Genomic DNA, 15,003 nt, shown 5'->3' with positions numbered 1-15,003 from the left:
ACTATGGCTTCATCAGAGAAAATAAGGTAATGTATAGTTATTATCTATTCGGAAATGGAAGTTTGAGAGGGGCGTTTTAGCGATGAATCTGGGTAATTGTCCTCGCTGTGGTAAATTATATGCGTTGAATTTTCGAGATGTATGCTCGAATTGTATTAAAGAAATGGAACAGGAATATCAGATCTGTGTAGATTATTTGCGCGAAAACAAAGGCACCAATATTCAGGAACTATCTGATGCAACAGATGTTTCGATCAAAACCATTACCAAGTTCATCCGTGAGGGACGGATTTCCATCGAAAATGCCCCGAATATGATGTATCCTTGTGAAGTATGCGGAACATTGATTCGTGAAGGTCATATGTGTGACTCTTGTCGTCATCGCTTGACGAAAGACTTAGCTAGTGCAGCTCGTGATGTAGGTCAGAAGGATAACGGCAATATAGGCGGACGAACCTACAATGCTGTCGACAAACTACGCGATTCATAGGAACGAGGTCTTAAATACAGATCTTGCTATAACAAATGTTTTGAAACGTACCGATAAACTTATTAAAGATTATCGGTTTTTTTTATTATCCTAATCATTTCGATAACATAAAGATAAAGTAAGAAAAACGTATATCAATGTAAAATTCTAACGTGGAAGGAAGTGTAGTTCATATGAAAATCAATGAACCGAGTAGAATTGGCGCCATCAATTCATATCAAAGGAACGTTGAATCCAATCAGCAAGCTGATGCCAAGAAGAGCCGCCGTAAGGACGAGGTATCCATTTCTCCGGAGGCGATGAAGATGCTTGAGGAACAAGGGCGTACACAGGATGCAGGACGCATTCAGCGGATACAGGAACTCAAAGAACAGGTCAGTTCGGGAACGTATCAGGTAGATAGTAGCAAGCTTGCTGACAAATTGCTACCGTATTTTAAGTCTTTTGATAAGGAATAGGTGATCACGTAATGGCAGCACTGGATAGATTAATTGCAGTTTTGCAGCAAATGGAACAAAGTCACCGTGATATGCTGGGACTCAGCGAGGTCAAGAGACAGGTCATTGTCAAAAACGATGTGGATGAACTCATTGCCATTCTGAATAAAGAATCCCGTTTCATGAAACAACAGGAGCCATTGGAGATTGAACGGCAGAGCGCAGTTCACGAATTGCTTCAGGAGCGTGGGATCAAGTCCATGCTGAACCTGAACATTACGGAGATCTCGAAGCTGATTTTTGATCCGGCTGACAAACTGCGATTGCTTGAAGTCCAGAAGAAGCTGGCGGGAACACTGCAGGAGTTAAAGGAAATCAATCAACTGAATCAAAAGTTGATCGAGCAATCGTTGATGTTTATTGATCTCTCAATGGACATCTTTGCTTCTCGGCCAGAACAGGATGCCACATATCAGCATCCTGCTGATAAGAACGGCAATCCAGGGCGAATCGGTCTGTTTGACACGCGTGCCTGATTAATTAGGGGGAAACCAGGTGACATCTACATTTCATTCAATCGAAACGGCTAAACGCAGTTTGTTCACACAGACGACAGCTCTTAGCACAACAGGCCATAACGTAGCCAATGCCAACACGGAAGGGTACTCACGCCAAAAGGTAAACATGCAGGCATCCATTCCAATGGAGCCATTTGCATTTCTGCATAGCACAACACCAGGACAGCTCGGTACAGGGGTGGAGTTCGACTCCATTACCCGTGTGCGCGAGAAATTTCTGGATGACCAATATCGTAATGAAAACACCAACTTCGGGAGTTGGTCCATTCAACGAGACACGCTTGAGAAACTTGAAGCTATTGTCAACGAGCCTTCAGACACCGGATTTCGGACTGTTATGGATAACTTCTACAAATCATGGTCAGATCTGAGTAAAAACCCTGAGGATGTTACGGCACGCCGGATTGTCAAGGAAACCACACTTGCTCTTACGGATGCAATGAATCAGATTAGCCGCCAATTGGATGCGCTCAGTCAGGATTTGGACAGTAATATCGCTGTGAAAAGTAATGAGATTCAAGGTTACCTTGGTAACATTGCAAACCTCAATAGTGCCATCGTGAAAATTGAGTCTCTTGGCGACAATGCCAACGATTTGCGTGACCAACGTGATCTGATGACCGATAAGCTGTCCAAAATCATGAATATTACGGTCACTGATTCTCAACAAGGATACCAGATCCAGATGAATGGACAGGCACTCGTTACAGGCGGTGCAGTACAAGTGGCGGTAGATCCTGCTTTTCTGAATGATGCATATACTGCGGGCACACTCACCAATGGTGAAGTTCATGGCATGATCAAGTCCAGAGATACATTGGTAAGTGATTACCGTAAACAAATGGATGACTTAGCTAATACGCTTGCCAACGGTGATATTGAGATTACTCTTCCTGCGGGTTCTGTCTTGCCGGATAATACTATCCTGGATGGTGTTACATACACGGGTGCAGCACGGACACTAGCTACAGATCTCAAGGTTACGGTCAAAGGTCTGAACGGACTACATCAGCTTGGATACAGCATGGATGGAACTAATTCTGGAGGAGTCCCATTCTTTACAGCAGCGGGTGGTGGAACAGCCATTACAGCTGGCAATATTTCATTGAACGCAGAGATCCTGGCTGATCCGAATAAGATTGCGACTTCGCTCCGTACATCGGATGCTTCTGGTACAGAGACTGTAATCAAAGGTAACAATACACTTGCCATTTTACTTGCGAATCTGAAAGATACACCGATGAAATCAGCGGATGGTTTACGTAATGCAACGATCGGTGCACAATTCAGTGCCATTGTGGGACAACTGGGGGTACAATCTCAGGAAGCTGCACGTCAGACATCCAACTCGGAGTTCCTGGTTGAGCAGGTGGACACCCGTCGTCAATCCGTAAGTGGCGTATCTTTGGATGAAGAGATGTCCAATATGATCAAGTTCCAGCATGCATATAATGCATCTGCTCGATTTATGACCACATATGATGAATTACTTGATAAGTTGATTAACTCCACTGGGACAGTAGGCAGATAATAGAAAGGAGTGACAGACCATGAGAATAACGAATAACATGCTCAGTTCACAACTGCTTTTGAACTTAAACCGGAATGCACAGCAGATGAACAACACCCAGACCCAACTGGCAACAGGTCGCAAGATCAACAAACCTTCGGACGATCCGGTAGGTATCACTTACTCCCTTCGTTATCGTGCAGAACTTTCATCGAACGATCAATATCAGAAAAACGTAGATAGTGCTATATCATGGCTTGAGTTTAATGATACGGTTATGAATCAGGCGGGTAACGCCATACAGCGCCTGCGCGAGTTAACGGTACAAGCTTCGACAGGAACGAATCCGCAGTCAGCGCTGGACAGTATCAATGAAGAGGTCAAACAGTTGAAAGAGCAGCTGATTGATATCTCAAACAGTAAACTTAACGGAAAATATATTTTTAATGGCGAGACATATGATGTTAAACCTTATGATTTCCCGGCTAATCCAGACGGTACTTTAGATACAACGAATGCTACTTCTGTTGTGACAGATAAAGGGAAGATTAACTTCATCGTAGGCGAAAGTGTTCAATTGCCTATTAACGTGAGTGGTAATGAAGTGTTTGGCACAGAAACGGAAGAAGATAACTTGTTCAACATCGTGAACAACATCATGAAAGCTCTCACAGAAGGAAATCAAAAAGAGCTATCCAATCAGTTGGACAATATTGATAGCCGTACGGACAAGATGCTTGCGATCCGTTCTGAGATTGGTGCCAAAACGAACCGGGTTGATCTGATGATGGGACGTTTGGATGATCTCGGCATTAACCTGACAGATCTGCAATCCAAAGTCGAGGATGCAGATTATGCGGAACTGGCGATGCAATCCAAGATTCAGGAAAACATCTATAACGCTTCTTTGTCTGCAGGTGCCAAAATTATCTCTCCATCATTGGTGGACTTCTTAAGATAAAAAGGAGGAGTTAACTTTTGAGTACTCTTCCCGTCCTTCAGATTAGGACAACGCCGACTTTATTAAGTATTGATGCTGATCCAGGACAGTTCTCCATGCGTCAACCCAAAGCTGAGGTACAGTTGAACACAAGACCTGCCAAGCTAACGGTGGAGAGTCATCCGATGAGACTGAGTGTAGATCAGAGCAGGGCATTCTCTGCTTACACGGGCGGCAACATGATCGATATGAATGCACGGATATATTCAGGCATTCAACAGATATTTTTGCAAAATATGGCTGAACGAGTTCAGCAGGGCAATGAATTGGCTGCAATTCATAAGCCTGGGAATACCATTGCGAATATTATTGGCTCAGACTGGCAGGCAAGGCCATTCCCAGAAACGCGGACACCCGCTTCTTCTGGGAACGTGGAGACTCGTGTTTATACTCAGGCACCGGATATCAACTTCACTCCAGCTGTCTCGGAAATGAATGTCATTGTGAATAGACCGGAGATTGAGTATAATCGTGGCAAGCTTGATATCTATGTGAAGCAGTATGCATCGATTCAGTACACACCACCTGCCATAGATATCGGATTCTAGTTACTATAAAGTAGAGCTATAGACGGTCTTGATCTTAGACATCTATGGCTCTTTTTGCATAAAACTTTCGCCAGGGAGGCGTTTATTATTCATATTCAGACAAGCATGTGGGGATCATTAGAGGTCAAAACGGAAGATGTATATCAATTTCCTAAAGGTTTGCCCGGATTTGAAGAGGAAACCGAGTTTGCATTGGTTCCTTGGGAAGATACCCCTTTCAGTTACTTGCAATCTACAAGGGAGCCGGGACTAGCATTCCTCTTGGTAAGCCCATTTACTTTTGTACCGGATTATAGTTTTGAATTGGGAGAGGTAGATAAGGAAGAATTGGAGATTGTGGAGCAAGTGTCTGTATACTCTATGGTCACGATTCATTCACAGGCGAATAAATCAACAATGAATCTGCTTGCACCCGTAGTTCTTAATCCCGAACAACATTTAGGTAAGCAAGTCGTGCTCCATCAGTCTTCTTACGATACACGTCATCTGATCTGGGCAGAAGACGATGCCAAATCAGTGAAAGGTGGAGTGTAAATGCTGGTATTATCACGTAAAAAAGGCGAGTCTATTATCATTCAGGATCAGATTGAGGTGACTGTACTCGCTGTTGAGGGAGATACAGTACGTATTGGAATCTCCGCACCCAAGCATATTGATATATTCAGACAGGAAATATATGCATCCATTCAAGAGGCCAATCGGGAGTCTGCAACCCCGCTAGCAGCCAATATTGAAGCCTTTATGGAACGTCTACGAAATACAGATATCAAAAAAGATTAAAAATATTCCAATTTGCTATAAACAGTTGATCACCTTCCGTCGATATATAATTTAGACGCTGCTTCGGCAGGGCGGCCGACCTTAATGTCGCGGCGTTTACCACAAGGATGTGGAACTAATTTATCTTCAGGGAGGAAATATCAAATGATTATCAACCATAATATTACGGCGTTGAACACTCACCGCCAACTGTCCACTAACTCTGCTGCAACTAGCAAAAACATCGAGAAATTGTCTTCCGGTCTTCGTATCAACCGTGCTGGTGACGATGCTGCAGGCTTGGCAATCTCCGAAAAAATGCGCGGTCAAATCCGCGGTTTGGATATGGCTTCCAAAAATGCTCAAGATGGTATCTCTTTGATCCAAACAGCTGAGGGCGCATTGAGCGAAACTCACTCCATCCTGCAACGTGTACGTGAACTTTCCGTTCAATCCGCTAACGGTACGAACACTGAAGAAGATCGTAAAGCATTGCAAAGCGAAGTAACACAATTGAAATCAGAAATCGACCGTATCGGTGATACTACTGAGTTCAATACGAAGAAATTGCTGAACGGTGCTTTGAAAACTTCTGGTGCTTCTGTAGGTTTGGATTCTACTACAGGAACTACTGTTGGGAAACAAACAGCTGCCTCATTAACAGGTACAGCAGCAATGAACTCTGCAGCATTGGTTGCTACAGGAGATTTTGTAAGTGAAAAAATTAAAATTGATGGTACTGAAATCACTGTAGATTGGCAGAACCTTTCCACTGAAGAACAAAACATTATTACAGCTGGAACTGGAACTGGTGCAACTGACACTGGTATGAAAGCTGCAGCTGACCTGATTGTTAGCAAAATCAATGAAGCTATTGATAAATCAGGAGCAAATGTAGCACATATTTCTGGCTATGTAAGTGCAGATACTTTGGTTCTTGAAAGTGGATCTAAAGGAACTGCCTCGGAAATCAAAACTGCAAGTGCAACCGCATCGATCGCTGGTAAGTTCTTGGCAGCAGCAGGTGCAACCGGTGCAACCGGTGCTAGTACTTATAACGGAACAGATGTTGCATCAGGTGACCAATTCAACTTCCAAATTGGAGATACTAAACTTCAAGCAACATTGACGGGTGCTATTGATAACACAACCACAATGGCTGCAGCAGCAACACAATTGCAAACGGATATTAACACAGCTATTGCGGCTGCTAATACTGCAGCTGGAGCAACTAAAGACGGAGATTTCGGTTTTATCAAAGATGTTAAAGTAAATGCTCTGTCCGATGGTCGTTTTGAAATCGTAAGTGAGAGCGGTCCAATTAACTTGCAGGATTTGGCTGGTCAATCAACTGTGAAAGATCTGGGTCTCTCCCAGGCTCAAACGGATGCTTCTGGCAACGGCGGCGTTACATTCCAAATCGGTGCAAACAAAGGTCAAAGCATCACTTTCGGTGTGAATGACATGCGTTCCGCTGCTCTGGGTGTAGCTGGTGTAGACATCTCTACTACAGCTGGCGCTTCCAACGCAATTACTTCTTTGGATAAAGCAATCAGCTCCGTTTCCAGCGAGCGCGCTAAATTGGGTGCGGTTCAGAACCGTCTGGAACACACAATCAACAACTTGAACACATCTTCCGAGAACCTGACTGCAGCTGAGTCCCGTGTACGTGACGTAGACATGGCTAAAGAAATGATGGAACAAACGAAGAACAACATCCTTGCACAAGCTGCACAAGCGATGTTGGCTCAAGCGAACCAACAACCACAAGGCGTTCTGCAATTGCTTCGTTAAGATTCACTTCAATACCGAAAGCTCCGGATTATTCCGGGGCTTTTTTTTGTTTTGCTAGGAATTCCCTAAAATAACGAAGAGCACTGACCGATATATATAATAAATCAAGCGTTCTTGGAGGATAGAGCACATGAATGTACAGTTTTCCTTCTCTGCATCCGGCGCAGTTAACGGACAGCCCCGACCAGAAGTAGCTCCTGTTCAAAGTGCAAGTGATTCAATATCTTCAGCGTCAGCTATTAAAAGTTATAAAGACCTAAGCAACAAAGAAAGCCAAGGTGCCAAAATTTCAGTTGCGGACGAACAACTGATTAAAACAATTGAACGTGCGGTGCAATCATTGCAGGGCCCTGAAACAACTTTGGAAATCAGTGTACATGAGAAGACCCATGATATTATGGTGAAAGTGATGAATAAAGATACGGGAGAGCTTATCCGTGAGATTCCACCAGAAAAAACGCTGGACTTGGTTGCCAAGATGATGGAGATTGCAGGTATATTGGTAGACGAGAAAATATAATTTATAGGAGGGATTGAATGGTTACACGTATTAACGGCTTCTCCGGTATGGACGTGGATAGCATGGTTAAAAGTATGATGGTTGCGAAACGAATTCCCCTGGATAAACTAAATCAGGAAAAGCAAGTTCTTGAATGGAAACGGGATAGCTATAGAGAAATTAATAGCAAGCTCGTAGACTTTCGTACAAATAAATTAATTGACAAGTATGGTAAGAGTGCAGCATTAAATACACAAAAAGCTGTAGTGAGTGGGAATTCAGATGCCCTTAAAGCAGAAGCTTCAGCTACTGCCAACGGAATCGATATGAAAGTCAGTATTACGCAATTAGCAACCAAGAAGACAGTTGAAACCTTCGGGCTTGATGTACCAGTAGCCAGCACTAAGACGCTAGCTGATTTACAGATTATGAAAGAAAACATAGATCCAGCTACACTCACAGATGCTGATCGAACTGCCCTTAACGCCGAAGAGTTTAAATTCTCTATAAACGGCGTGAGCTTTGTAGATAGTAACGGTAAGTCATTGTTCACCGGATCTACGTCCATCGCTACGATGGTTGCTACGATTAATGGTAATGCCAAAGCTAACGTTACTGCCAAGTATGATGAGATAAGTGGGAAACTGATTATCAACTCTAAAACGAGTGGGACAGATGGTAAGGCAGATCTTGTAGCAACAGATGATAATAGTTTGCTTGACCTCTTTAATCAAAAATATGATTCAGGAACAGATGGTCCTGAGAAATATAAAACAACAAATGCTGTAGACGCAAAATTCAGTGTTAACGGCAGAGATTATACGGACAAGAGCAATACTGTTACCATTAACGGTGTGCAGTTAACTCTTCAGAAGACAACAGCAGATCCGGCGGACCCGTCTAAGGACATACCTGTTAGCATTACGACATCGAGTGATACTGAAACTGCTTTACAAACCATTAAGAGCTTTGTAGAGGACTATAACTCGTTAATAACGTTGTTGAATACCAAGTTAGACGAAAATAAATATCGTGACTTCAAACCGTTGACTGACGAACAAAAGACGGCAATGAAAGATACGGATATTACCAACTGGACTGACAAAGCTAAGAGTGGTCTATTGAAAAATGATGACATTTTAAGATCAGCGCTTTCTAATATGAGAGGCATTATATCGGGTCAAGTCGTGGCTTTGTCTGAGATGGGGATTACAATGGGGTCCTACAACTCAGGAGGCAAAATTGTTCTGGATGAAGTCGTCTTGAAAAAAGCTTTGACTGAGAATCCTCAAAAAGCAGTTGATCTGTTCCAGGGCACAGGCAGTGAGGCGAATAATGGTATTTTTGACAAGTTGGCAGACAAAATATCAGGTTCGTTGGATAGTCTCGTTACACGTGTCGGAACCAGTAAATTCTCAGCTGATCTCACAGTCAGTTACAAAGAAGAAAGTGCTATGGGTAGGAAACTCAAAGAGTACAATAATCGAATTACTAATATGCTCACAATTCTAGAAAATACAGAGACTCGTTATTATAAACAGTTCACTGCGATGGAAACAGCAATGAACAAACTCAGTTCACAGTCGTCCAGTCTATTCTCTACCACCAGCTAAGAGAAATTTTATAATAGAGGGTGACCTAATTGATTAAATCTCCTTATGAAAAATATCGTCAATCTTCCGTTCAGACTTCAACGCCAGCTCAATTGGTTATTATGCTTTACGATGGAGCAATCCGATTTGTAAAAGTTGGACTTGAGGGCCTGAATAATCAGGATATTGAGAAAGCAAATCTTAATCTCGGTAAAGCTCAGACTATTATTAGCGAACTTATGTCCACATTGGACCAGTCATATGATGTATCCAAAAACTTATTTGCTCTGTATGAGTATACGAATTATCTTCTAATTGAAGCCAATATTCGTAAAAGTCCAGAAAAAGCAGAAGAAGCCATTGGTTATTTGACTGACTTGCGTGAAACTTGGATGCAAGCCTCTAAACTAGCCTCTACGCAGACTGAAAGTGCTCATGGATAATCTTATTGAACGCTTATCTACTATGACTCAGGAAGTTATTGAACGAATTGAGGAGACCTCCTATGAGGAACTGGAAACCTTCATAGAAGATCGACAACATCTTGTTGATACTATAATTAAAGAGAGTGAGAATTGCCCTCTGGATGTGAAACAAAAAGGGGAAATTCATCGGATTTTGGCCTATGATAAAACTTTACTTGATCGTATGAACACACTTCGGGTTGAGGCTCAAGATTGGCTGCATAAGCGTAATCAAGCAAAAATGCAGCGAAATGTATATGAGACTGCCTATGCACCTGATAGTATGCTAATGGATAGAAGAAAATGATATATAAAGAACAGAGCAGATCTCCTAAGATTTGCTCTGTTTTATTTTAAACGTAATCGGCAAGCGCTCATGTTTTCTATAAAATTAGAAATTTTTAACAATTATTTAATTGTTGCTCATATAAATATGCGTTATTACACTTAATTAGACAGTTGAATACTTTATCGATCTTCTTCTCTTTAGTAAAGAGTGATATTTTATTGATCATACCCATTTGTAATAAATAGATATAATAGTAATTTTATAAAATATTTAACACTCATAAATTTTGTCATTCACTGGTTATAGGAACAGTAGACTCTCATCCAATCCTCTTTGATTAATACATCAAAAATAGACTTACCAACCCGCCAATTACCTGATATATTCAAGATATCCCACCTTTCAACACAATCCCCAATTAATCTACAAAAAATTCCAAGAAAACATTTACTTTTCCAATTGACAATGGATAACTTTGGATGGTATTATCTGAATTGTGGGCAGAGGTTAAGGCCGAAAGCTTCACTTCATTTGATGACGAAGGGAATGTTAGTGCATGCAAGGTAAAGTAAAATGGTTCAACGCAGAAAAAGGTTACGGTTTCATTGAGACTGAAGACGGCGGCGACGTATTCGTACATTTCTCCGCAATTCAATCCGAAGGATTCAAAACTTTGGAAGAAGGTCAATCCGTAGAATTCGACATCGTCGAAGGCGCGCGTGGACCGCAAGCAGCTAACGTAATCAAATTATAATCATCCGGACAATCCGACCTACATATATGGTTAGATGGTTACCAAATTGAATTATCGCTAGCATCAGACTCCGGTACTTTCCGGGGTCTTTTTTTGTCCTAATAGATTCGAGATTTGAGGATCATCCGAGGAACATTATTCTATTGAATTTAATAGATTCAAGAGATAGATTGAAGTTCATTTTACATATTAGATTGAGCTGGTCCAAAAACGGTTAAATACATCATCAAGCGCCTAATAATTCGTACCAATTAAATATTCGATTATGGCTGAATATGATGAAATATCGCGAAATATGGCGTTATGCCTACGTTGGCAGATGTGACTTGAACAGATGTCATTATTCGGTCACCGGGAGTTTTTACATGGCGCTTACATTCGTGTTATAATGAAGTGGCAAAGGAAAAAGGAGGAGTGCCCTATGAATTTAAGTATTCGAGGTCAACAAATCGAGGTTACTGATGCTTTGAAGGATTATGTCGACAAAAAGTTGAGTAGACTCGAGAAGTATTTCGATGCACCCCTTAACTCTGACGGTGCTGTTACATTGAGCACGACGAGAGGTTTGCATACGGTAGAGGTGACGATCCCATTGAAAGGCATTGTGCTCCGCGCTGAGGATGAGAGCGATGATATGTACGCATCCATTGACTCCGTGGTGGACAAGCTGGAACGTCAGATCCGCAAACACAAAACAAAAATTAACCGTAAGTTCCGCCAGGAAGGTAGCCTGAAAACACTCTTCGTTGAAGATCCATCAGGTACTGTAGCTACAGCTGAACTGGATGCGGACACGGATGACGATGATTTTGAAGTTGTACGGACGAAACGCTTTATGTTGAAACCAATGGACGTGGAAGAGGCCATCCTCCAAATGAACATGGTTGGTCACAATTTCTTCGTATTCTCCAACATTGACAGTGAAGAAGTTAGCGTAGTTTACAAACGGAACGATGGTAAGTACGGATTGATAGAACAAGGTTAATCTTAACGTACAGGATCATCGGATCGGATTTGCGTATGAATATCTAATAATAATGAAGACAGGGACTGTAGTTTCCTGGGTTAGACTTAACAAGAGCTTCCATCCCTTAGGGGATGGGGCTCTTTTGTGCGTAGAGGAGCTGGGAAATCACCTTTGGGAATAAAATGGTGAAACTATTCCCTATGCTGCTGCGTCTAATAGATAGTAAGAAGAAGCACAAACTGTAAAAGTTTACTGCCAGATTCCGATGCTTACGAAAATATTCGTACGCCTACATTCGAGAACTGGATATTGAGATTTCCATCCAAATTTACCATTAAAATTCGTTAACAGTGCTGTCTATGCTGCAAAACGAAACATGACAATCGGACGCTTCCGCTAACGACTATGATTTTTTGCACTTAAACTCCATTTGATATGTCTCAGAAGTTCAAAGAAGTGTGCCGTGGCGTGTTGCGGCGGCCCTTACAAACTGTTACAATTTATGCAAAGAGAATCATTGTCCTGATGGAGAATTGTCAACGAATGATCGCTAATCATAATCAATGACAGGCACAGCACCATGAACATGATTCGCAAGGCGCGGGCTTCGGCTAGTTTTTAATAACCGAATCCGTTTGAACACCGAATCAGCTTCATGAGGAACCCTTGGCAAGCCTGGAGTTGATTCATCATATTACTTTTTATATTGTTTGTCACCCCCGGGCAAGTGGATGCAACATCCATCCGATGGTGTCGCGTGGCGGCAACAGGGGGTCTATTCTGTTTTGCACGAAAGGGGTATACCATGCTAGGACTTGTCAAAAAGATCTTCGGCGACATGAATGAACGTGATGTTAAACGTCTGATGAAGACGGTCGATGTGATCAATAAACTGGAACCACAATTTCAGGCGTTGTCTGATGAACAACTGAAAGGTAAAACGGACGAATACCGTGCTCGTATTGAAAAGGGAGAAACAACAGATGAACTTCTTCCAGAGGCATTTGCAACCGTACGTGAGGCTTCACGCCGTGTACTGGGCAAACGTCACTACGATGTACAGATGCTGGGCGGTATCGCTCTGCATGAAGGCCGTATTTCCGAGATGAAAACGGGTGAAGGTAAAACGCTGGTAGGAACACTTCCGGTATATCTGAACGCGTTGATGTCCAAAGGTGTACACGTGGTCACGGTCAATGACTATTTGGCACAACGGGATAGCCAGGAAATGGGACAAATCTATGAATTCATGGGCATGTCGGTAGGGGTTAACCTGAGCGGGATGGACCATGCTTTGAAACAACATGCGTATGCATGTGATATTACGTACGGAACGAACAACGAGTTTGGTTTTGACTATCTGCGTGACAACATGGTGCTGTACAAAGAGCAAATGGTACAACGTCCATTGTTCTTCTGTATCATTGATGAAGTAGACTCCATCCTAGTCGATGAGGCGCGTACACCACTCATTATCTCTGGACAAGCTCAGAAGTCGACGGATATGTACTATGCAGCAGATCGTTTTGTGAAACGTTTGGTGCCAGAAGAAGACTTTACGGTAGACATTAAGGTGAAATCCGTAGCGTTGACTGAGGCGGGCGTGGCAAAAGCAGAGAAAGCATTTGGTATCGAGAACTTGTATGATCATGCCAATGTAACTCTCAACCATCACATCGTGCAGGGTTTGAAAGCTAATGCAATCATGCGTCGTGACGTGGATTATGTTGTCAGTGATGAGGAAGTTATGATCGTTGATGAATTCACAGGTCGTCTGATGTCTGGACGTCGGTACAGTGATGGATTGCACCAGGCGATTGAAGCCAAAGAAGGCATTGAAGTACAAAACGAGAGCATGACGCTTGCTACGATTACCTTCCAGAACTATTTCCGGATGTACCGTAAACTTGCGGGTATGACGGGTACAGCGAAAACCGAGGAAGAAGAGTTCAAAAAAATCTACGGTCTCGAAGTACTGCAAATTCCAACCAACCGTCCGAACAAACGCGATGACATGGCAGATGTCGTGTATAAGAGCATCGATGGCAAGTTCAATGCCGTTGTAGAAGAGATCGTGGCACGCCACAGTAAGAACCAGCCGGTTCTGGTAGGTACAGTATCCATCGAGAACTCGGAGCGCCTGTCTGACATGCTCAAACGTCGTGGTGTTAAACACCAGGTACTGAACGCCAAGTACCATGCGGAAGAAGCAGAGATCATCTCAGGAGCTGGTCAAGCGGGTGCAGTAACAATTGCAACCAACATGGCAGGACGGGGTACGGATATTATCTTGGGTGAAGGTGTAGCTGAAGTAGGCGGCCTTCATATCATCGGTACAGAGCGTCACGAATCACGCCGGATTGATAATCAGCTACGTGGCCGTGCGGGACGTCAAGGTGACCCGGGTTCAACACAATTCTACCTGTCACTGGGTGATGAATTGATGAGACGTTTCGGTGCAGATAATGTATTGAACATGATGGAGCGTCTTGGTTTTGAAGAAGACCAGCCGATCGAGAGCCGGATGATTACCCGTGCAGTAGAATCAGCGCAGAAGCGTGTTGAAGGTAACAACTTTGACGTGCGTAAAGTCGTTCTCCAATATGATGATGTAATGAACCAACAACGTGAAATTATATATAAACAGCGCCGCGAGGTACTGGAGTCCGAAAATATCAAACAAATCGTTATGGATATGATTAAACCTTCCATTGAACGTATCGTTGAAGCACATTGTAGTGACGATATCCCGGAAAACTGGGAGCTTCAGGAAGTTGCCGATTACATGAACAGCAAATTGCTGGACGATGGTTCCATAACTAAAGATGATCTGTGGGGTAAGGAAGCAGAAGAGATCATCGAGTTCCTGTTCACGAAAGTTCAGAACAAGTACAATGCACGTGAAGAGCGAATTGGCGAAGAGATGGTTCGTGAGTTCGAGAAAGTCGTTGTGCTCCGTGCAGTAGACAGCAAGTGGATGGATCATATTGATGCAATGGATCAATTGCGTCAAGGTATCCACCTTCGCGCCTACGGCGGTACAGATCCACTGCGTGAATACCAGTTCGAAGGCTTCGAGATGTTCCATCAGATGATTGCTTCGATCCAAGAAGAAGTAGCGACTTATGTGATGAGAGCACAGATCGAGAGCAATCAGGAGCGTCAAGCGGTTGTTGAGGAAAGTCAGATCTCGACAAGTGGTGAACCTGCTGAGAAACGTCCAGTGAAGGTTTCTGACCAAATCGGACGTAACGATCCATGCCCATGCGGTAGTGGTAAGAAGTTCAAACACTGCCACGGTCAAGAGTAGTTAAAGGTTTTT

The 15,003-nt window shown here is 42.9% G+C and carries 16 protein-coding genes; all 16 read left to right on the top strand.

What is annotated here, in order from left to right:
• Positions 1-82: 82 nt before the first annotated feature.
• The 16 genes from MKY66_RS27150 to secA all read left to right on the top strand — a co-directional run bounded on the left by MKY66_RS27150 (position 83) and on the right by secA (position 14,991).
• Positions 83-490: a TIGR03826 family flagellar region protein gene (locus tag MKY66_RS27150; protein WP_076209820.1), complete on the top strand. Its 408-nt coding sequence runs from the start codon at positions 83-85 to the stop codon at positions 488-490.
• 173 nt (positions 491-663) lie between these two features.
• Complete coding sequence (flgM, locus tag MKY66_RS27145) at positions 664-948, top strand: flagellar biosynthesis anti-sigma factor FlgM (protein WP_053779526.1); 285 nt, start codon at positions 664-666, stop codon at positions 946-948.
• A gap of 11 nt (positions 949-959) precedes the next feature.
• The gene (locus tag MKY66_RS27140) at positions 960-1,463 is read left to right on the top strand and encodes a flagellar protein FlgN (RefSeq protein WP_076209821.1); all 504 of its coding nucleotides are present in this window, start codon (positions 960-962) and stop codon (positions 1,461-1,463) included.
• 19 nt (positions 1,464-1,482) lie between these two features.
• Positions 1,483-3,036: a flagellar hook-associated protein FlgK gene (flgK, locus tag MKY66_RS27135; RefSeq protein WP_076209822.1), complete on the top strand. Its 1,554-nt coding sequence runs from the start codon at positions 1,483-1,485 to the stop codon at positions 3,034-3,036.
• 19 nt (positions 3,037-3,055) lie between these two features.
• Positions 3,056-3,976 (top strand): flagellar hook-associated protein FlgL, encoded by a 921-nt coding sequence (gene flgL, locus MKY66_RS27130; protein WP_076209823.1) that lies wholly within the window; start codon positions 3,056-3,058, stop codon positions 3,974-3,976.
• Positions 3,977-3,993: 17 nt separating this feature from the next.
• Positions 3,994-4,563, top strand: a complete 570-nt coding sequence (locus tag MKY66_RS27125; RefSeq protein WP_076209824.1) for a DUF6470 family protein — start codon at positions 3,994-3,996, stop codon at positions 4,561-4,563.
• Positions 4,564-4,668: 105 nt separating this feature from the next.
• Positions 4,669-5,097, top strand: a complete 429-nt coding sequence (gene fliW / locus MKY66_RS27120; RefSeq protein ID WP_143760289.1) for a flagellar assembly protein FliW — start codon at positions 4,669-4,671, stop codon at positions 5,095-5,097.
• Positions 5,098-5,343, top strand: a complete 246-nt coding sequence (gene csrA / locus MKY66_RS27115; RefSeq protein ID WP_036612471.1) for a carbon storage regulator CsrA — start codon at positions 5,098-5,100, stop codon at positions 5,341-5,343. It begins immediately after the preceding gene.
• Positions 5,344-5,487: 144 nt separating this feature from the next.
• Positions 5,488-7,116: a flagellin gene (locus tag MKY66_RS27110; RefSeq protein WP_076209825.1), complete on the top strand. Its 1,629-nt coding sequence runs from the start codon at positions 5,488-5,490 to the stop codon at positions 7,114-7,116.
• A gap of 130 nt (positions 7,117-7,246) precedes the next feature.
• A complete protein-coding gene (locus tag MKY66_RS27105; RefSeq protein WP_076209826.1) occupies positions 7,247-7,636 on the top strand; it encodes a flagellar protein FlaG in 390 nt (129 codons plus the stop codon).
• A gap of 17 nt (positions 7,637-7,653) precedes the next feature.
• Positions 7,654-9,228: a flagellar filament capping protein FliD gene (gene fliD / locus MKY66_RS27100; RefSeq protein WP_076209827.1), complete on the top strand. Its 1,575-nt coding sequence runs from the start codon at positions 7,654-7,656 to the stop codon at positions 9,226-9,228.
• A gap of 29 nt (positions 9,229-9,257) precedes the next feature.
• Positions 9,258-9,650, top strand: a complete 393-nt coding sequence (gene fliS / locus MKY66_RS27095) for a flagellar export chaperone FliS (RefSeq protein ID WP_036612461.1) — start codon at positions 9,258-9,260, stop codon at positions 9,648-9,650.
• 22 nt (positions 9,651-9,672) lie between these two features.
• The gene (locus tag MKY66_RS27090; RefSeq protein WP_339806416.1) at positions 9,673-9,978 is read left to right on the top strand and encodes a flagellar protein FliT; all 306 of its coding nucleotides are present in this window, start codon (positions 9,673-9,675) and stop codon (positions 9,976-9,978) included.
• A 538-nt stretch (positions 9,979-10,516) separates the two neighbouring features.
• Complete coding sequence (locus MKY66_RS27085) at positions 10,517-10,714, top strand: cold shock domain-containing protein (RefSeq protein WP_024631599.1); 198 nt, start codon at positions 10,517-10,519, stop codon at positions 10,712-10,714.
• A gap of 421 nt (positions 10,715-11,135) precedes the next feature.
• Positions 11,136-11,699 (top strand): ribosome-associated translation inhibitor RaiA, encoded by a 564-nt coding sequence (gene raiA, locus MKY66_RS27080; protein ID WP_076209829.1) that lies wholly within the window; start codon positions 11,136-11,138, stop codon positions 11,697-11,699.
• A gap of 787 nt (positions 11,700-12,486) precedes the next feature.
• Positions 12,487-14,991, top strand: a complete 2,505-nt coding sequence (gene secA, locus MKY66_RS27075; RefSeq protein ID WP_076209830.1) for a preprotein translocase subunit SecA — start codon at positions 12,487-12,489, stop codon at positions 14,989-14,991.
• Positions 14,992-15,003 lie beyond the last annotated feature (12 nt).

Origin of the sequence: Paenibacillus sp. FSL R5-0766, assembly GCF_037971845.1 — a bacterium.
Taxonomy (GTDB): Bacteria; Bacillota; Bacilli; order Paenibacillales; family Paenibacillaceae; genus Paenibacillus.
This window is presented reverse-complemented; position numbering and strand designations above follow the sequence as displayed.